We start from the raw sequence: 18,386 nt of genomic DNA on the forward strand, positions 1-18,386 counted from the left end.
AACTATTCGGCCTTCTGTTTATCCAGCGCAACTTGATACAGCACATTCTTGCGTACGCCGGTAATCTCCGCCGCCAACGCCGCAGCGCGCTTGAGGGGCATCTCCTTGAGCAGCAGGTCCAGGATACGCATGGCCTCGCTGCCTACGGCGTCTTCATTTTCCGGCGCAGTCCAGCCAGCCACCAACACCACGCACTCGCCGCGCTGCTGATTGCTGTCACCCTCAACGAAAGCGCGCAGGTCTTCCAGCGGCAGGCCCTTGAGGGTTTCGAAGGTTTTGGTCAACTCACGGGCCAGCAGGGCCAAGCGCTCACCACCAAAGACCAGCTCCATATCCTGCAGGCATTCAAGGATGCGATGGGGGGCTTCGTAGAAGATCAGGGTGCGCGGCTCCTCCTTTAGTGCTTGAAGACGCGCACGACGACCGACCGCCTTGGCGGGCAGGAAGCCCTCGAAAATAAAGCGATCCGACGGCAGGCCCGCCGCCGACAATGCAGCGATCAACGCGCAGGCTCCCGGAACAGGCACTACATTGATACCAGCGGCCCGCGCCTGGCGGACCAGGTGATAGCCTGGATCGGAGATCAGCGGCGTGCCTGCATCGGAGATCAGCGCCACATCATCGCCAGCCAGCAAGCGGACGATGAAGCGACTGCCTTCTTCGCGCTCGTTATGTTCGTGACAAGCCGCCAATGGCGTGCTGATACCAAAATGCTGCATCAAACGTTGGGAGTGCCGCGTGTCTTCCGCCGCGATCAATTTAACCTCGCGCAACACTTTCAGCGCCCGGGCACTGATGTCGTCCAGGTTGCCAATGGGCGTCGCCACGACAAAAAGCGAGCCTGCAGTGGAATTCAAAGGACCTGGAGCAGTCAAAACGCACACCTCGATGGTTGGCAAAAGCCACATTGTAGCGCGTAGGCGCTTCGAAAATATGCCATCAAGGCCGATGCCTTTTCAGCCGTCTCTGGCTGATCGCAACATTTGCACGACCTAAATCAAAGGTTTCACGCCAGTAACATCGCGCCTAGGCCAGTGCTTGGGTACAATTCCACGCTAATTTGATCGGTATCAGGAACACTTACATGATCGCTTGCCTGCGGCTGCTCTCCGCCCTCTGCCTCGCTGCCTTGCTGGCCGCTTGTGCCAGCTCGCCCTCGTCCAGCCTTGGCGACCTTCCACGGACCCCGGACGCCAGTATCGAGCAATTGCTCGAACAGGCCACCACCGCCAAGACGCCAGAAAAGGCCGCATTGCTGCGCCTGAGTGCGGCTGACATGGCCTACAAGCAGAACAATCCAGGCCGCTCGGCGCAAATCCTTGCGCAGGTGCCCTTGGACGTTCTCAAGCCCGCCGCGCAAGTATTCGCCAGCACCTTGGCCGCCGAACTGGCCATGGCGCGCAACCAACCCAAGGCTGCGTTGACTGCCTTGAACCATCCAAGCCTGCAGAGCCTGAAGGAGCTGCCGGCTGAACAACAGATCCGCACCGGCACCGTGCATGCCCGCGCTTATGAAGCCGATGGCCAGACGCTGGCCGCTGCTCGTGAGCGCGTCGCCCTGGCGCCATTGCTCAGCGGCGATGCTGCTAACAGCAATCACGAAGCCATCTGGACCTTGATTGCCGCACTGCCTGCCGAGCAACTGCAAGCCAGCGGCAACCCGACCCTGGACGGCTGGATTACCCTGGCGCAAGCAGTCAAGGGCGCCGGTACGCTTGAGCAACAACAGGCGGCTATCGACACCTGGCGTGCACAGAACCCAGGCCACCCGGCCGCCGTGCAACTGCCAACCCCGCTGACCAAGCTCAAGGAGCTGGCCAGCCAGCCCTTGAACAAGATTGCCCTGCTGCTGCCGCAGGAAGGCCCGCTGGCCTCCGTCGGCAAGGCGCTGCGTGAAGGCTTCATGGCCGCGCACTACCAGGCGGAACAAGCCGGGCAGAAGCCACCGGTCATTGAGTTCTATGACAGCTCGCGCCTGACCTCCATCGACGACTTCTACGCCAAAGCCCAGGCGGCCGGCGTGCAACTGGTGGTCGGCCCGCTGGAGAAGCCGCTGGTCAAACAACTTAGCGCTCGTCCTCAATTGCCGATCACCACCCTCGCGCTGAACTACAGCGAGACCGACCAGAGCCCACCGCAACTGTTCCAGTTCGGCCTCGCTGCTGAAGACGAAGCCCGCGAAGTGTCACGCCGCGCCCGCGCCGATGGGCTGCACCGCGCCGCTGCCATGGTGCCCCGTGGCGAATGGGGCGAGCGTGTCTACAAGGCCTTCCGCCAGGATTGGGAAGCCAACGGTGGCACGGTTGTCGGTGTCGAGTACGTCGACCAGCCCGTCGCCCTCGCCCAGCAAATCGCCGACCTGTTCCAACTGCGTAAAAGCGAAGGTCGCGCCAAGAGCCTGCAAAGCACGGTCGGCACTGACGTAGCGGCGCAACCGTCGCGTCGCCAGGATATCGAGTTCATCTTCCTGGCCGTCACACCGCAACTGGCCCAGCAGATCAAACCGACCCTTAACTTCCAGTACGCCGGTGATGTGCCCGTGTACGCCACGTCCCACGTGTTCAGCGCCAGCGGCGACAAAAACCAGTACCTGGACATGACCAACGTGATGTTCTGCGAAACCCCTTGGTTGCTCAACACCACCGACCCGCTGCGTAACCAGGTTGCCGCACAATGGCCGCAAGCCAATGGCAGCCTTGGCCGCCTGTACGCGATGGGCGTTGACGCCTACCGCCTGGCGCCACGCCTGGGCCAGTTGAAGGCACTCCCGGATACACGGGTTGACGGCCTCTCGGGCAACCTGGGTATCAGTGCCACCCAGCGCGTCGACCGCCAGATGCCGTGGGCGAAGTTCGTCGGTGGCGAGATCCAACGCCTACCGGACACCCCGCGCTGATGCCCGAGCGGTCCACTGCACAAAGCGGCAAGGATGCCGAACTTCAAGCACTGATATACCTGCAACAACAAGGTCTGCGCCTTCTGGCACAGAACTGGTTGTGTAAACGCGGCGAGCTTGATCTGGTCATGCTTGACGGCGATACAGTAGTATTCGTCGAAGTCCGCTACAGAAAACACGCACAATGGGGTGGCGCGCTCGCCAGTATCGACGAGCGCAAGCGTCAGAAGCTGATACTCGCCGCGCAGTTTTTCCTGCAAAAAGAGCATCGCTGGGCCGACGCCCCCTGCCGTTTCGATGTGGTTGCCATGGAAAGCACACCGTCTGGTCAGGTTGATCTGAACTGGCTGCAAAATGCCTTCGACAGCTGATTCACCGGACATCTTCACCACACACTTTTGCTCTTTGCTTTGCGGGCTGCACATTTCTGTGCCGAACAGCCGCGCTACTTAAGGTCACACAGATGGACATGCAATCCCGAATTCGCCAGCTTTTCCAGGCCAGCATCGACACCAAGCAACAGGCGATGGACGTACTTGCACCGCACATCGAGCAAGCCAGTCAGGTCATGGTCAATGCCTTGCTCAACGAGGGCAAAATGCTTTCGTGCGGCAACGGCGGTTCGGCCGGCGATGCCCAGCATTTTTCGTCCGAGCTGCTCAACCGCTTCGAGCGTGAGCGCCCAAGCCTGCCGGCCATCGCGTTGACTACAGATTCGTCGACCATCACCTCGATCGCCAACGACTATAGCTACAACGAAATCTTTTCAAAGCAGATCCGCGCCCTGGGTCAACCGGGCGATGTGCTGCTGGCGATTTCCACCAGCGGTAACTCGGCGAATATTATTCAAGCGATCCAGGCCGCACATGATCGTGAAATGATTGTCGTAGCATTGACCGGACGCGACGGCGGCGGCATGGCCTCGCTGCTGCTGCCCGAAGATGTTGAGATTCGCGTCCCAGCCAATGTCACCGCACGTATTCAGGAAGTCCACCTGCTGGCGATCCACTGCCTGTGCGATCTGATCGACAGCCAACTGTTTGGGAGTGAAGAATGACCGTTAACCGCCTCGGCCTTTTGGCCATTACGTTGTGCCTCGGCATCAGCGGCTGCAGCACGGCAATCACTGCGACACGTGACACCCCTATTCAGGATGACAAGGGCACCCGTACCTTCGGCAGCAAGATTGACGACTCGTTGATCGAAACCAAGGTTGAAGTCAATATCGCCAAAGCCGCCACGGACCTGGGCAACGGCGCGTCACGTATTGTCGTGACCAGCTTCAACGGCGTGGTACTGCTCGCCGGCCAAACGCCGCGCGCCGACCTCAAGGCCCAAGCCGAACAAGCTGCCTCGGCCGTACAGCGGGTCAAGAAGGTCCATAACGAACTGCAAGTGATGGACCCGATCACCCTGCTGGCCATCAGCAACGATGCCCTGCTGACCACCAAGATCAAGGCGCAGATGCTGACCGACAACGCCATCCCCGGCTCGCGGATCAAAGTCGTCACCGATAACGGCATCGTCTACTTGATGGGCCTGCTGACCCAGGCTGAAGCCACGCGCGCAGCCAACCTGGTGCAAGGTGTGTCCGGCGTGCAGAAAATCGTGAAGGTGTTCGAATACATCGACTGATGTAACCGGCAACCATAAAAAAGGGCGCCATGCATTGACTGCATGGCGCCCTTTTTAGTGACCAGCGTTTATTGGTATTGCTGGTACGGGTTGCCCTGGAACTGATTGTTCTGCTGCGGCGCTTGTTGCTGTGCGCCTGGCTGGCCGTACTGCTGGCCGGGGATCGGGCCGAGGTTAACTTCAACGCGACGGTTCTGCGCACGACCGTTCACGTCGGCGTTGCTGGCAATCGGGTTATCCGGGCCGGCACCGCGTGCGCTGAGGTTGGCACCGTTGACACCTTGGGACGTCAGGTAGTTGGCCACGCTCTGGGCACGGCGCTGGGACAGGTCCATGTTCAACTGGCGGCTGCCGGTACTGTCGGTGTAGCCGACGATCTGGATAGTGTTCTGGTTGAACTGCTTGAGGGAGTTGGCCAGGTTGTTCAGCGGCTGGTAGAAGCTGCTGGAGATCGCATCCGAGTTGGTGGCGAAGGTGATGTTGCCTGGCATGATCAGTTTGATCTGGTCGCCCTGGCGCTGAACTTCAACCCCGGTATTGGCCATGCTTTCGCGCAGTTTCTTTTCCTGCTGGTCGGCATAGTAGCCGTAACCCGCAGCGCCGGCACCCGCAACCACTGCACCGATCAGAGCGCCCTTGCCACGGTTGTTATGGTCGATGGCAGCACCCGCCAGCGCACCGGCCAGAGCCCCCAGGCCGCCGTACTTGGCGGTCTTGCTCATACCGCTGGATTCATTATTCGCCTGTCCCTGGCTGCTGCCGTCATAAGGATTAGGTGAAGCGCAGCCGGATAACAAGGCTACAGCGGTAGCGACAACAAGCAGACGACGCGGAGTGAACATGAAGAGAGCTCCTACTTTTTGCATTGTGTGGTGCAAAGGACATTGGCAATGGACCCGTGCCGAGTTTGGAACGCGACAAACGGTAAAAATTCCGCGGGTGCGCCCCGAGCTGTAACAAAACATTCGAGACTTGCGCCGCTACGGAAACCGTAGCAGAGACACGCTGAACGCGGCCTGAGTTTTTGCTACAGCGGATTGCCGTGTGAACTGTTCCTTTCACGCCCGCACAAACGGGTTCTCACGCATCTCATCCCCCAAGCGCGTGTCCGGGCCATGACCGGTAACGACCGTCGCACCTTCGTCCAGCGTGTAGAGACGTTGCTTGATCGAACGCACAATCGTCGCCTGGTCCCCACCCCACAAATCCGTACGCCCTATGCCGCGCCGAAACAGCGTGTCCCCGGCGATCAGCAGCTTGGCATCGGCAAACCAGAAGCTCATCGAGCCCGGCGTGTGCCCCGGTGTATGCAACGCAACACCACACCCACAGGCCAACTCCTCATCATCGGCCAGCCAGCGATCCGGCGACGGCACCGGAGTGTAGGGCACGCCGAACATCTGGCACTGCATCTCCAGGTTGTCCCAGAGAAACTGGTCTTCCTTATGCAGGTGCAGGGTGGCACCGGTCTTTTCCTTCAATTGACCTGAGGCCAGGAAGTGATCGAGATGGGCATGGGTGTGGATAATGCTCACCACTTTCAGCCCCAGCGCATCGAGACGTGCCAGGATCAGGTCATGGTTGCCACCCGGGTCGACCACGATGGCTTTTTTGGTAATGGGATCGCCAATGATCGTGCAGTTGCACTGCAACGGGCCGACCGGAAAGGTTTCGCGGATCAGCGCGGCTTTTTCAATATTCATCGGTGCTCCTGCGGGCTTTACGGCATATTCCGCACAGTATGGTTGACGCGGCGCCAGACCTGAAGAGCAGCGTTTTGACTCCGTGCCCGACTGCACCGTAGACCGCCCAGCAGTCACGCCAGCAAGCCCATCGCCTTGGCTCGCGCCACCGCCTGGGTGCGTCGCTCCACCCCCAGTTTGCTATTGATGTGACTGGCATGGGTCTTAACGGTGTGCAGGGAGATAAACAGCTGGTTGCTGATTTCCTGGTTGGAGCAGCCTTGGGCGATCAGTTGCAGGACCGCCAGCTCGCGCGTGCTGAGGGTTTCGTGGCTGGTCATAACGTCGGGCGCCACCACCGCAGGAAGAAGCGCGAGCAGGCTCTGGTGCAGCGGACCTTGCGGGTCTTTGCCCAATTGCTCGCGCATCCAGTCCGGATACCCGTCCAACAAGCGCTGGAACGGCTGTAAAGCGCCCCCGGCGCCCGCCTCAAACGCCTGGGCCAGTACCGGCCGCGCCTTGGCTTCCTGACCGCACTCCAGCAGCAACTGCGCCTGCTGAGTCAACGCCATCAGGGCAATCATCTGGCGCCCACTGTCGTGAGCTTGTTGCGCCAGTTCTTCGAGCCGCTCCAGCGCCGCCTGGGGTTGATGGCGGGTGGCGTCAAGGGCGGCTTGTTGCAGCCCGATATGTTGCGGCAAGTGCGGGTGGAATTCCGGTGCCGCGGCGGCTTTTTCGCCGTTGTAGGTCTGTCCCAGCCGCGTCAGCCAGGCATCCGCCAGGTCAGTACGGCCTTGGGCCAGCCACAGTTCGCATTTGATCAGGGTGATCATCGCCAGGTAGTAGATCGGTGGCACGTCCCAGATATGCATCAAGCGTTCAGCTTCGGCGAGTTCGGCGAAGGCTTTGGGAAAGTCATGGCGTCGCCCTTCGAAGCTGGCGATCACGCAATGGCCGATCAGCACGCTGATGTCGCGGCAGGCGCGCGCCTCTGCCAGTCCCGCGCGCAGGTGGGCGATGCCGGCTTCGGGCTGGTTGCGCATCAACAGCAAATAGCCTTCGTAGAGCGACAGCCGCGCACGCACCGCATACAGCCGCTGCGGTGCCAGGCCGTGCAGGCGTTGCAGGCCCTGGCGCACTTCATCAAGGGCGCGCAGGATTTCGCCACGCGCCTGCAGCACCCGTGCACGGTCGTAATGGGCCAGGGCTTCGAACAACGGGTTGCCGACGCGCTGCGCCAGTTCCAGGGATTCACGGTTCAGGCCACGGGCGCGCCACAAATCGCCATCGGCGATGGCCAGGTTGGACAGGGTCGACAGACACACCAGGCGCTGGCCGTAACGCCGTTGCGGCAGGCTTTCCAGCGCCTCGCTGCAATAGCGTTGAGTCAATTCACGATCACCTCGGCCACGGGCGATAATCCCGCTCAGCGCCAGCCATTGGGCCAGCATCGACTTTTGCGCGGTGGCAGACGGCGCCGGCAGGAAGCGACTGAGGTAAGCCGATAACTCCTGAGCCGCATCCAACTGGCAGGCCAGCCCCAATGCCCAGCTGTACAGCACAATCAGGCGCGGCGTGCTGATCAGCAGACTGTCGGGCAAGTCCATTTTCCAGCGCAGCAACATGCCGACATTCTGCTCGGCCAGCAGTTGTTCTTCGGACAGGTTCTGTACCAAATTGGCCGCCACGTCGAGGTGCCCGGCGCGCAACGCCTGCTCCACCGCCTCGTCGATCAAGCCCTGGGCGTTGAACCACCGGCATGCGCGCAGGTGCAGGCTGGCGGCCGGCAATACATTGCTGCTGGCGCGGCGGCTGCGCAGCAGGTCGGAAAACAAATGATGATAACGGTACCAGTGCCCCTGGTCGTCCAAGGGCACCAGGAACACTTGGTGGGCTTGCAGGTAACGCAGGATTTCGGCGCTGTCATGGGCTTCGCGAACGGCATCGCACAGCTCGCTGCAAAAACGGTCCTGGGGCGCGGTGTCGAACAGGAACGCCTGCACTTCGGGCGGCAGGCAGTCGATCACTTCTTCCAGCAGGTAGTCGCGAATCAGCCCTTCCCCACCGTGCAGGCCTTGCGGCAAGGCGCCGTCATTGCCAGCTTCGGAAGCCGCCAGCAGCCAAAAGCGCAAACCGGCCACCCAGCCCTCGCTGCGACGGATCAGGTTGTCGAGGGCTTCACCACTCAAGGCGCTGCTGTGGCGATCCAGTAACGCCTGGGATTCGGCATGGGTCAGGCGCAGGTCTTGCTCGTGCAACTCCAGCAAATGCCGTGACAGTCGTAGGCGCGCCAGATGCCAGTCCGGACGTTGGCGGCTGGTGACCAGCACCACCAGGCCATCGGGCAAGTGGTTGAGGAAAAATTGCAGGCAACGGTCGAGCACGGGGCCCTGGGCCAGATGGTAGTCATCCAGCACCAGCAATAATGGCGCACGGGTGGACAAGTGGACGGTCAGCTCATCGAGCAGGCCATCGAGCCATTCTTCAAACGCAAAGGGTTGGTGGCGCTGGCGCATTTTCAGCAAGCCCAGTGATTGGGCGCCGAGTGCCGGAAAATAGTGCTGCAACCCTTCGAGAAGGCGCTCAAGAAAACGCCCCGGGTCGTTGTCCCGTGGGCTCAGGCCCAGCCACAGGCTTTGCCAGTGGGGCGGCAGGCCCTGGCAGAACTCCACCGCCAACGAACTCTTGCCAAACCCCGCCGGGGCGCTGACCAGCAGCAACCGCCCTTCCAGGCCGGCGCTCAGCCGTTCACACAGGCGGGGGCGCGGCACATAGCCATCAGGCAGCGGAGGCCTGTAGAAACGACCTTCCAGGGACGGGATTACCCTACTGGCAGGCCCTTGGATTCGGGACAGATCAGTCATCGCCGGGCTCTTGTGAAAGGCTGTTGTCGGCATTGCAGATGTCCGCAGACTAGCGGTAAAAGCGGTGGGTTTGTAGATCTTTGCAACATTCGCCTGAAAAAGAACTGAGACAAGAAATATCGCCACAAACAAAAAGTGGGAGGGGGCTTGCTCCCGATAGAGGCGGATCAGTCAATGCATGCGCTGACTGTCACACCGCTATCGGGAGCAAGCCCCCTCCCACATTGAGTTACTCGTGCAGCTTAGCGAACACCGTCCTGGCGCAGGGCCGCTGGGGTGAAGTCGCTGGTGGTGGCGGTGAAGCCGAAGTCATAGGCCTGTTTCTCTTCGTTCTTCATGCCCAGTGCCAGGTAACGGCCGGACTGCAGGTCGTAGAGGGTTTCCAGGGCGTACCACGGCACTTGCTTGTCGTAGTAGTTCTCGGCATGGGCCTCGGCGACGCGCCACAGTTGGCCGCGACCGTCGTAGTGATCGATCACTGCGGCTTGCCAGGTGTCTTCGTCGATATAGAAGTCACGCTTGGCATAGATGTGGCGTTGGCCTTCCTTCAAGGTCGCGACCACGTGCCAGACACGACGCAGCTCGTAGCGTGCCAGGTCCTGGTTGATGTGACCGGCCTTGATGATGTCGGCGTACTTGAGCTTCGGATCGTCGATCTTGTAGCTGTTGGAGGCGATGTAGATTTCCTTCTTGCCTTCCAGTTTCCAGTCGTAGCGATCCGGCGCACCGTTGTACATGTCGAGGTTGTCGGAGGTACGCAGACCGTCGGCAGCGGTACCCGGCCCGTCATAGGACACTTGCGGCGCCCGGCGCACACGGCGCTGGCCGGCGTTGTAGACCCACGCCGAACGCGGCTCCTTCACCTGGTCCAGGGTTTCGTGCACCAGCAGCACACCACCGGCCAGACGTGCCGGCGCGGTCACTTGCTGCTTGAAGTAGAACAGCACGTTGCCCGGGTTCTTCGGGTCGAAGTCCTTCATCTTGTCGCGGAACACGAACTGGTCGCGGAAGTACACCAGGCTGTAGGAACCGTTGGTTTGCGGCGTGGCCTGGGTCACCAGGCGGGTCACGCTGCCACCGCGATAACGGGTGATGTGGTTCCAGATAACTTCCACACCGCTTTTCGGGATCGGGAACGGAACGGCGGTTTCAAAGTTTTCCAGGCCGTTGCCGCCAGACACCAGGTTGGTGGTGGTGGCGTTCTTCTTGATGGCGGCGAACACATCGGCCGGTACGGTAGCGCCGCGATGGGTCGGGTAGACCGGCATCTTGAAGGTTTCCGGGTAACGCTTGAACATCGCGTACTGCCCCGGTGCCAGCTTGTCTTTGTACTGCTCGACGTTTTGCGCGGTGATGGTGAATTGCGGTTGTTCGCTGGCGTACGGGTTGGCCAGGAACCCACGGGCATCGACGGCGCCGGCGTTGGTAGGCATAGGCGACCATTTAGGGATGGTGCCCGCTGCGTTACCGGCCATTTCCGCGCCCATCGGCGTCAGGGTCGTGCCCAGCTTGGCGGCTTCATCCGCCGACACCGCCGCCATGACGTTACTCGCCAGGATCGACAGCCCAAGCACACCGACGTGCAACAGACTTTTGGTTATTTTCATGTTCTGGTCTTCCTGAAAATACAGTGTGCTTAGAAGTTGGCGCCGAAGCTCAGGGCGACGAAGTCGCGGTCACTTGAGGTATTGAAGTCGCCCCCAAAGAAGTTGGTATAGGCGAGGCTCGCTGTGTAGGTGTTCTGATACTCAGCATCCAACCCCAGGCTCACCGCTTTACGACCCTCTTCAAAGTTGCCACCTGGACCTGGCGAATAACCACTCACATCATGGGACCACGCCACGTTGGGCTTGAGATTCACACCGGCAAAGACGTCCGGGTATTCCCAAATTGCGCGGCCACGGTAGCCCCAGGAGGTGGAGGTGGTGAAGCCATCATTGTTGCAGTTAGCAGTACGGTTGCTGGCATCGGCACCAGGACCGGCACCGGTGATCGTGCCAGAGTTAAGCGTTGCACAGAGAGCACCTTGTCCAGGGCCATACACAGGGTCACGCCCGTAACGCGCTTTGTCGCGGCTTTCCAAGCCCCCCACATGCGTCACGCCCACTTCGCCGACCAGCGTAAGACGGCTGGCCCCCATGACCTGATCGAAAAAGTGCGTGAAGGTTGTCTGGAACTGAGTGATTTCCTTACGGCGATAGCCGTTCAGGTCCGTGTCGGCAGCACCTTTGAGCGGAGAAGCAGCGCCCAGGCCAATCAGCGGCGTGACGCCCGCGTAGAGGATGTCAGTGGTATTGAGTTGCACCGGAGCGTTTGGTCGGTAGCTGAGTTCTCCGCTCCATGCCGTGCCGGTAGGTAACGTCGTGGAGAAGCTTAAGCCATAAAGGCGGATATCTTCTGGGTACTCGACAAAGTAGCTGGAGTTACCCGCGACAATAAGTGGACGCAGGCCCACCGCTGGGGTAGGTGTCAGAGAGTTGGCCGCTGCATAAGTCGCAGCCGACGCCCCCCGTGCACTGAAAATCGGAGCCCGGCTGTGATAGTTCATGAAATAGGCGCCGAACTCGGTGTCCAGCGGTTCGTAGTTATAGTGAAACGCCACGCCGAATTGACCACTGTCGCGCGCATCACGATCAGGCCCACGCTTGACCAGCACGCCCTCTTCGTTAACGTTGACCCCAAAGTTGTTCAGCAGCGGCAACGCGCCGGGCTGAGTCGCAAGGAACGAACGTTTGCTGAGCAGTCGGAGGTTGTCCGTACAGCCATCGGAAATAACATCAGGCTGAGAGAAGAACGTCCCGCAGTTATCCGTAACAGTCTGGTCCCATTCCAACTGATAAAACGCTTCTGCCGACAGGTTATCGGTCAACGTTTGCGATACGTAGAACATGTTGACCGGAATCAAGCCTTCCTTGATTTCCGCACCCGGACGACGGAATGCGGACACGTCGATCGGGTTGACGGAATTAATGCCGCCGCCGATGAAGGTGCTTTCACCCCAGCTCACTACTTGCTTACCGAACCGAACGTTGCCGGGCTGATCGGCAATGGAATAGTTGTGGTAGATAAACGCATCAAGAATCTGCCCACCAGAAGACTTCGCGCCCTCTTTGCGGTTGTTATCGCTGATGTCCTTGAACTCACGGTTTTCATCCTTGAGTTCAAAGTCATACCAGTACTTGCCACGCACAAACACGCCGGTGTCACCGTACTTCAGTTCCAGATCGTGAATACCCTTGAAGATCTTCGAGAATGTTTCCCCACGCTTGAAGTTCAAATGGCCGTCATCGGAGGTTTGGGACAATCCCTTGCCGCCGTTATTGACACCAATCAGGTCACGGTTGGGCTTGGCTGTCGACCAGCTCGCCCCCACAGATAGCGACGAGTCAAAACTCCCTTCGATTTCACCGATATTGAAACTGACGCCGAATGCGGGCCCGGCGAGCGTAGAGGCGAGACTGACAGCCAGGGGCAATCTTGCCCGGCGCCAGAACTGGTTTACTGAGGTCATCGACGCTACTCCATGTGCATTATTGTTATGGCAGTGAGTTTGTTCTGTGATGCTTGTAACGGCCGGAATACAACGATTCCAATGCCGCCTGGCAACTGAACCTCCATGGCCCGAAGCGACGCATCCTTGAAAAACTCTGGGTGGGACTATAGCCAGCAGGGGGTACCGCTTGATCCCTCTAAAGTGTGATTTGTATCACCAACCCGTCTGCCACAGCCCTTTCGCCATGTCGGCGAAGGCCGACGCGGCAAGGATGGCTGAAAATCGGCAAATCACAAGTGAAGGCGCAAGATAGAGCATTGCCGTGCCCGAACGGGCACGGCGAGGAGCGTCAGAGGGTGGACAGGAAGGTGCTGTTGTTGGCCTGCCATTCGATGATGTCGATACGGATACGTTTTTTGTCCAGCTTGCCGACACTGGTCTTGGGAATTTCCGTAACAACGGCGATCTGGCTCGGAATCGCCCACTTGCTCAAATGGCCCAATTCGACAAAAGGCTTGAGGTGCTCCTTGAGCTCGCGGGCCCCAATCTCATGGCCGTCACGCACCACCAACAGCGCAAACGGGCGCTCGCCCCACTGCGGATCGGCGATGCCCACCACCGCTACTTCGCGTACCGCCGGGTGACGGCTGACCAGGTCTTCGAGGGCCAGGGACGAGATCCACTCGCCGCCGGTCTTGATCACGTCCTTGATGCGGTCGCGAATATCGATCACGCCAAATGCATCGAGGGTGGCCACGTCGCCCGTGTGCATCCAACCGCCCGCCCACAGCTCGGCGCCCTTCTGCGGCTCGTTGTAATAGCCCTCGGTCAGCCACGGCGCGCGCAGGACCAACTCGCCCTGGGACTCGCCGTCGGCGGGCAGGAAATTACCCTCTGTGTCCATGATCGCCGCTTCCACCAACGGGCCAGGCACGCCGGCCTTGATGCGGTAGGTGATGCGCTCGTCCTCGGTACCGGCCATCAGCTCTTCGTTGAGGTGGGCGCAGGACACCAGCGGGCCAGTCTCGGACATGCCGTACGCGGCGGTCAGCTGAATCCCACGCGCTTTCGCCGCCTCATACAGCGTGCGGTTGAGGGCGCTGCCACCGATGACGATTTTCCAACCACCAAAATCCACGCCTTGGGCGGCCTTGGCGTTGAGCACCATTTGCAGGATGGTCGGCACGCAATGAGAGAAGGTGACCTTCTCCTTGCGCCACAGCTCCACCAGGTATTCCGGGTCGTAGCGGCCCGGGTAGACCTGCTTCAGGCCAAGCATGGTTGCGACATACGGCAGGCCCCAGGCATGCACATGGAACATCGGCGTAATCGGCATGTACACGTCGTTGGTGCCCAGCAGGCGCACGCTGTCGATGCTGCCCATGATGGTCGACACGCCGATGGTGTGCAGCACCAGTTGGCGATGGGTGAAGTACACGCCTTTCGGGTTACCGGTGGTGCCGGTGGTGTAGAAGGTGGTCGCGACGGAGTGTTCGTCGAAGTCCTGGAAGTCGTACTTCGGGCTGGCAGCGGCCAGCAGGGTTTCATACTCACCGACCAGATTGGGCAACTCGGCGGTCTTGGCTTCGCCGTCGGTGAGCAGCAGCGTCTTGTCGACGGTGGTGAGCTGCCCGGCAATGGCCTGGTAGAGCCCCACGAACTCGCTGTTGACCAGCACGAAGCGGTCCTCGGCGTGGTTCATGGTGTAGAGAATCTGTTCCGGCGACAGGCGCACGTTGATGGTGTGGATGACCGCGCCGATCATCGGGATGGCGAACATGCATTCCAGGTAACGATGACTGTCCCAATCCATCACCGCCACGGTGTCACCGGCCTTGACCCCGGCGTCGGTGAGCACATTAGCCAGGCGCGCGACTCGCTCGATCAGGGTTGGGTAGGTGTAGCGCAGTTTGTCGCGGTAGACGATTTCCCGGGTCTTCTCGTAGCGGGTTCCGGACATCAACAGGCGCTTGATCAACAACGGGTATTGGTACGCACCTTCGGCGGGCGGAATAACACGGGTCTGCAACATACGAATCCCTTTTATGACTGCATGGTCTTGGCTTGAAGACCTGCACTGTAGAGAGGATATGTTTCAGCTAAATCAGCCAAAGGAATGATTTGCAGAGGCTGGGGAATGCTAGCTTTGAGCCATTATTCAGGGACAATGGAGGTCAAATGTGGGAGCAAGCCCCCTCCCACACTGGATTGTGTTTACTTGAGAACAGCGTTTATTTCGCGCTGGTAAACGCCAACTTCACCCCAATCGCAATCAACACCGCCCCCATGGTCCGATCAAACCAATGGCCCATACGCGCAAAGCCCGCGCGCACGCGCTGTTGGCTGAACAACATCGCCACCAGGCAGAACCACAACGCCGTTGCCACCGCCAGGTACACGCCGTAACCGGCCTGGATCGCCAGCGGCGTGTGCGGGTTGATCACCACGGTGAACAGCGACAGGAAGAACAATGTCGCCTTGGGGTTCAAGCCGTTGGTGACGAAGCCTGCGGTAAACGCACCGCGTGGGGTGCGCTCGCCCGCTTCGCGGTGCAACTCGCCCTCGGCGAGAGGCTTGGCCGGTTGCGCGCGCAGGGCCTTGAAGCCGATGTACAGCAGGTAAGCCGCCGCCGCCCATTTCAGTGCGTTGAACAACACGATGGACTGGGACACGATCAGACCAATGCCGAGCAGGGAGTAACCCACATGCAGGAAAATCGCCGAGCCCACGCCCAACGCGGTCCAGGTCCCGGCGCGGCGGCCGTGGGTCACGCTCTCACGCACCACCACCGCGAAATCCGGGCCAGGGCTGGCCACCGCCAACAGGTGAATCAGGGCTACGGTCAAAAACTCGGCGGCGTACATACTCACTCCATTAAGTAACGGATTATTTCATCTGATAGGCTCGGCAGATTACGCCTTCGAACCCTATCGCAAAAGGTACAGTTGATGACGAACAATCGCCGCGCCGTCTTCCTTGATCACCCGTCCCTGGATCTGGGCGACCTGGACCTCAGCGAGTTGCACGGCAGCTTCAGCGACTTGCAGTTGTTGACAGGCACCACGCCGCAGAATGTGGTCGAGCGCCTGCAAGGCGCGCAGGTGGCGATCAGTAACAAAATCCCACTCAACGGCGAAACCCTGGCGGCCTGCCCGGAACTCAAGTTGATCCTGGTTTCGGCCACCGGCACCAACAACATTGACCTGGAAGCCGCCCGCGCCCATGGCATCACCGTGAGCAACTGCCAGGGCTACGGCACACCGTCGGTGGCGCAGCACACGATCATGCTGTTGCTCAACCTGGCGACGCGCTTGAAGGACTATCAACGCGATGTGAGCGCCGGCAAATGGCAAGAGGCCAAGCAGTTCTGCCTGCTGGACCACCCGATTGTAGAGCTGGAAGGCAAAACCCTCGGCCTGCTGGGCCATGGCGAATTGGGCAGTGCCGTGGCACGCCTGGCCGAAGCCTTCGGGATGCGCGTGCTACTCGGCGCGATTCCTGGGCGCCCTGCCCGTGCCGACCGCGTGCCGCTTGATGAACTGCTGACGCAGGTGGACGCACTCACCTTGCACTGCCCGCTCAATGAACACACCCGCGACTTTATCGGCGCCCGTGAACTGGCGCTGCTCAAGCCCGGCGCGTTTATCGTCAACACCGCGCGCGGTGGTTTGATCAACGAACAGGCCCTGGCCGACGCGTTGCGCGGCGGCCACCTGGGCGGCGCGGCGACCGATGTGCTGAGCGTGGAGCCACCGGTCAATGGCAACCCGCTGCTGGCCGGCGATATTCCTCGACTGATCGTCACGCCCCACAATGCCTGGGGCAGCCGTGAAGCGCGGCAGCGTATCGTCGGCCAACTGACGGAAAACGCCCGGGGCTTTTTCAGCGGCGCCCCGCTGCGCGTCGTCAGTTGATAAACTGCGCCCCTTTTCAAGGAGCAGACCATGGATCCGCGCAGTGAAGTACTGCTTCGTCAGGCCGAACTTTTTCAAGGCAACCTGCTGCTGGTGGGTTTGCCCGCCGACGACCTACTGGGTCGCCTGCCCAACGCCCACGGCTGGTGCTGGCATGCCGGCGACCAGACCGCGCTCGACGCGCGCTTCCCGGAGCGCAGCCAATTCGGCGTGAACGTGCCCGAGCGTTCGTTTGATGCGGCGGTGATCTTCCTGCCCAAGTCCAAGGACCTCACCGACTACCTGCTCAACGCCGTGGCCGCGCGCCTGCCAGGCGCCGAGCTGTTCCTGGTGGGGGAGAAAAAAGGCGGTATCGAGAGCGCCGCCAAGCAGATGGCGCCCTTTGGCAAACCGCGCAAGCTCGACAACGCACGGCATTGCCAGCTGTGGCAAATCACCGTGGCCGACGCCCCGCAAGCGGTCGAGCTGGAAAGCCTGGCGCAGGTGTTCGATGTGCCGCTGGCCGAAGGGCCATTGAAGGTCGTGAGCCTACCGGGCGTATTCAGCCATGGCCGTCTGGATCGCGGCACCGCGCTGCTGCTGGAGCACCTGGATAAACTGCCCAGCGGTCATTTACTGGACTTCGGTTGCGGCGCCGGTGTGTTGGGGGCGGCGGTAAAACGTCGCTACCCGCACAACACCGTAACGATGCTCGATGTGGACGCCTTCGCCGCTGCCAGCAGTCGCCTGACCCTGGCCGCCAACGGGCTGGAAGCCGAGGTGCTGACCGGTGATGGCATTGACGCCGCGCCGATGGGTTTGAACGCGATTTTGAGCAACCCGCCGTTCCATGTCGGGGTGCACACCGATTATTTCGCCACCGAGAACCTGCTGCGAAAAGCGGCGAAACACCTGGCAAAAGGTGGCGAACTTCGCCTGGTCGCCAATAGCTTCCTGAAGTACCAGCCGCTGATCGAAGAGCATCTGGGCGTATGTGCGGTCAAGGCCGAAGGCAACGGTTTTCGCATTTACCGTGCCAAACGCGGCTGATCGCAATTTGAAAAAGAAGGCTTGCCGAATGGATTTTGCCTAGGCAGAATCCGCTCCGTCCTAGGGGAGTAGTCTCCCACGAGCGCCACGCTCGTCCGGCATACGTCAACATACTTGGTCAACAGGCCATGGCGTATGCGACCCAGGAGTCCGCACAGACGGACCGGGGTTTGACAAGACCTATGACACGCACACCTTACCCGGGGCGGGAAGGCTGTACGTGTCATAGCCGTGTCGACCCGCCCCTGGAAACCTACCTGATGCTGGATTCATTACTCGTTCCAACCGCAATCGTTGCCTTGGCCGAAATCGGCGACAAGACGCAACTGCTCGCACTCATCCTTGCCGCACGCTTTCGCAAGCCTTGGCCGATCATCGCCGGCATCGTTGCCGCGACCCTGGCCAACCATGCGGCGGCCGGTGCCGTGGGGGCCTGGTTCGGAAGTTTCTTCTCGGATGCGGTGTTGCACTGGATTCTCGCGGCCAGCTTCTGTGCCACCGCGCTGTGGACTCTGGTGCCAGACAAACTCGACGATGACGAAGCCAGCACCACGCGCAAGTTCGGGCCGTTCCTGACCACGCTGATTGCATTCTTCCTGGCAGAAATCGGTGACAAGACCCAGATCGCCACGGTGATGCTCGCGGCGCAATACCCGGAGCTGTGGCTGGTGATTATCGGCACCACCCTGGGCATGTTGATTGCCAACGTGCCGGTGGTTCTGGCGGGGAATTTCGCGGCGGAGAAACTGCCGCTGACGTTGATTCGTCGACTGGCGGCGACGGCGTTTTTTGTCCTGGCGATCGTGGCGGTGTACAAGGCCATGCAGAGCAGTGGCTGGATCTAGCTGCAAGCTTCAAGCCTCAAGTTGCAGG

General features: G+C 60.6%; 15 protein-coding genes and 1 riboswitch. Of the genes, 7 read left to right on the forward strand and 8 right to left on the reverse strand.

The features are described from left to right. Window positions 1-2: 2 nt before the first annotated feature. On the reverse strand, window positions 3-908 hold the full coding sequence (gene rsmI / locus AD670_RS10570) for a 16S rRNA (cytidine(1402)-2'-O)-methyltransferase (protein ID WP_156338198.1): 906 nt from the start codon (window positions 906-908) through the stop codon (window positions 3-5). A gap of 176 nt (window positions 909-1,084) precedes the next feature. Between rsmI and AD670_RS10575 the strand changes: the two genes are divergently transcribed. The 4 genes from AD670_RS10575 (at window position 1,085) to AD670_RS10590 (ending at window position 4,531) form a co-directional block, all read left to right on the forward strand. Next, window positions 1,085-2,896, forward strand: coding sequence for a penicillin-binding protein activator (locus tag AD670_RS10575; protein ID WP_053131452.1), 1,812 nt, complete (start codon window positions 1,085-1,087; stop codon window positions 2,894-2,896). Next, window positions 2,896-3,267 carry a YraN family protein gene (locus tag AD670_RS10580; RefSeq protein WP_053131454.1) on the forward strand — a complete coding sequence of 124 codons (372 nt, stop codon included), beginning with the start codon at window positions 2,896-2,898 and terminating at the stop codon, window positions 3,265-3,267. The genes AD670_RS10575 and AD670_RS10580 overlap by 1 nt, the downstream gene beginning before the upstream one ends. A 92-nt stretch (window positions 3,268-3,359) precedes the next feature. Further along, complete coding sequence (locus AD670_RS10585) at window positions 3,360-3,953, forward strand: phosphoheptose isomerase (protein WP_007904374.1); 594 nt, start codon at window positions 3,360-3,362, stop codon at window positions 3,951-3,953. Then, window positions 3,950-4,531 carry a BON domain-containing protein gene (locus AD670_RS10590; RefSeq protein WP_027604770.1) on the forward strand — a complete coding sequence of 194 codons (582 nt, stop codon included), beginning with the start codon at window positions 3,950-3,952 and terminating at the stop codon, window positions 4,529-4,531. Before AD670_RS10585 ends, AD670_RS10590 begins: the two co-directional genes overlap by 4 nt. 68 nt (window positions 4,532-4,599) lie before the next feature. Here the strand turns inward: AD670_RS10590 and AD670_RS10595 are convergent, their stop codons facing one another. The 7 genes from AD670_RS10595 to AD670_RS10625 form a co-directional block, all read right to left on the reverse strand. Then, entirely contained in the window at window positions 4,600-5,373 is a 774-nt protein-coding gene (locus AD670_RS10595; RefSeq protein WP_053131457.1) for an OmpA family protein, read from the reverse strand. Between the two features lie 216 nt (window positions 5,374-5,589). Then, window positions 5,590-6,234, reverse strand: coding sequence for an MBL fold metallo-hydrolase (locus tag AD670_RS10600; RefSeq protein ID WP_053131460.1), 645 nt, complete (start codon window positions 6,232-6,234; stop codon window positions 5,590-5,592). Between the two features lie 113 nt (window positions 6,235-6,347). Beyond that, window positions 6,348-9,077 carry a LuxR C-terminal-related transcriptional regulator gene (locus AD670_RS10605; protein WP_053131463.1) on the reverse strand — a complete coding sequence of 910 codons (2,730 nt, stop codon included), beginning with the start codon at window positions 9,075-9,077 and terminating at the stop codon, window positions 6,348-6,350. Between the two features lie 242 nt (window positions 9,078-9,319). Further along, window positions 9,320-10,684: a DUF1329 domain-containing protein gene (locus tag AD670_RS10610; protein WP_053131466.1), complete on the reverse strand. Its 1,365-nt coding sequence runs from the start codon at window positions 10,682-10,684 to the stop codon at window positions 9,320-9,322. 29 nt (window positions 10,685-10,713) lie between these two features. Further along, entirely contained in the window at window positions 10,714-12,588 is a 1,875-nt protein-coding gene (locus AD670_RS10615) for a DUF1302 domain-containing protein (protein WP_053131469.1), read from the reverse strand. A gap of 331 nt (window positions 12,589-12,919) precedes the next feature. Then, window positions 12,920-14,602, reverse strand: coding sequence for a fatty acid--CoA ligase (locus tag AD670_RS10620; protein WP_053131473.1), 1,683 nt, complete (start codon window positions 14,600-14,602; stop codon window positions 12,920-12,922). A 199-nt stretch (window positions 14,603-14,801) separates the two neighbouring features. Beyond that, complete coding sequence (locus tag AD670_RS10625) at window positions 14,802-15,434, reverse strand: LysE family translocator (protein WP_053131476.1); 633 nt, start codon at window positions 15,432-15,434, stop codon at window positions 14,802-14,804. An 84-nt stretch (window positions 15,435-15,518) separates the two neighbouring features. Between AD670_RS10625 and AD670_RS10630 the strand changes: the two genes are divergently transcribed. The 3 genes from AD670_RS10630 (at window position 15,519) to AD670_RS10640 (ending at window position 18,358) form a co-directional block, all read left to right on the forward strand. Beyond that, window positions 15,519-16,484, forward strand: coding sequence for a 2-hydroxyacid dehydrogenase (locus AD670_RS10630; protein WP_053131479.1), 966 nt, complete (start codon window positions 15,519-15,521; stop codon window positions 16,482-16,484). A gap of 30 nt (window positions 16,485-16,514) precedes the next feature. Beyond that, window positions 16,515-17,513 (forward strand): class I SAM-dependent methyltransferase, encoded by a 999-nt coding sequence (locus AD670_RS10635; protein WP_053131482.1) that lies wholly within the window; start codon window positions 16,515-16,517, stop codon window positions 17,511-17,513. 51 nt (window positions 17,514-17,564) lie between these two features. Further along, window positions 17,565-17,684: riboswitch (yybP-ykoY riboswitch) on the forward strand. Window positions 17,685-17,773: 89 nt separating this feature from the next. After that, the gene (locus AD670_RS10640; protein ID WP_005784895.1) at window positions 17,774-18,358 is read left to right on the forward strand and encodes a TMEM165/GDT1 family protein; all 585 of its coding nucleotides are present in this window, start codon (window positions 17,774-17,776) and stop codon (window positions 18,356-18,358) included. Window positions 18,359-18,386 lie beyond the last annotated feature (28 nt).

It is taken from the genome of Pseudomonas sp. MIACH (assembly GCF_001269925.1).
GTDB lineage: Bacteria > Pseudomonadota > Gammaproteobacteria > Pseudomonadales > Pseudomonadaceae > Aquipseudomonas.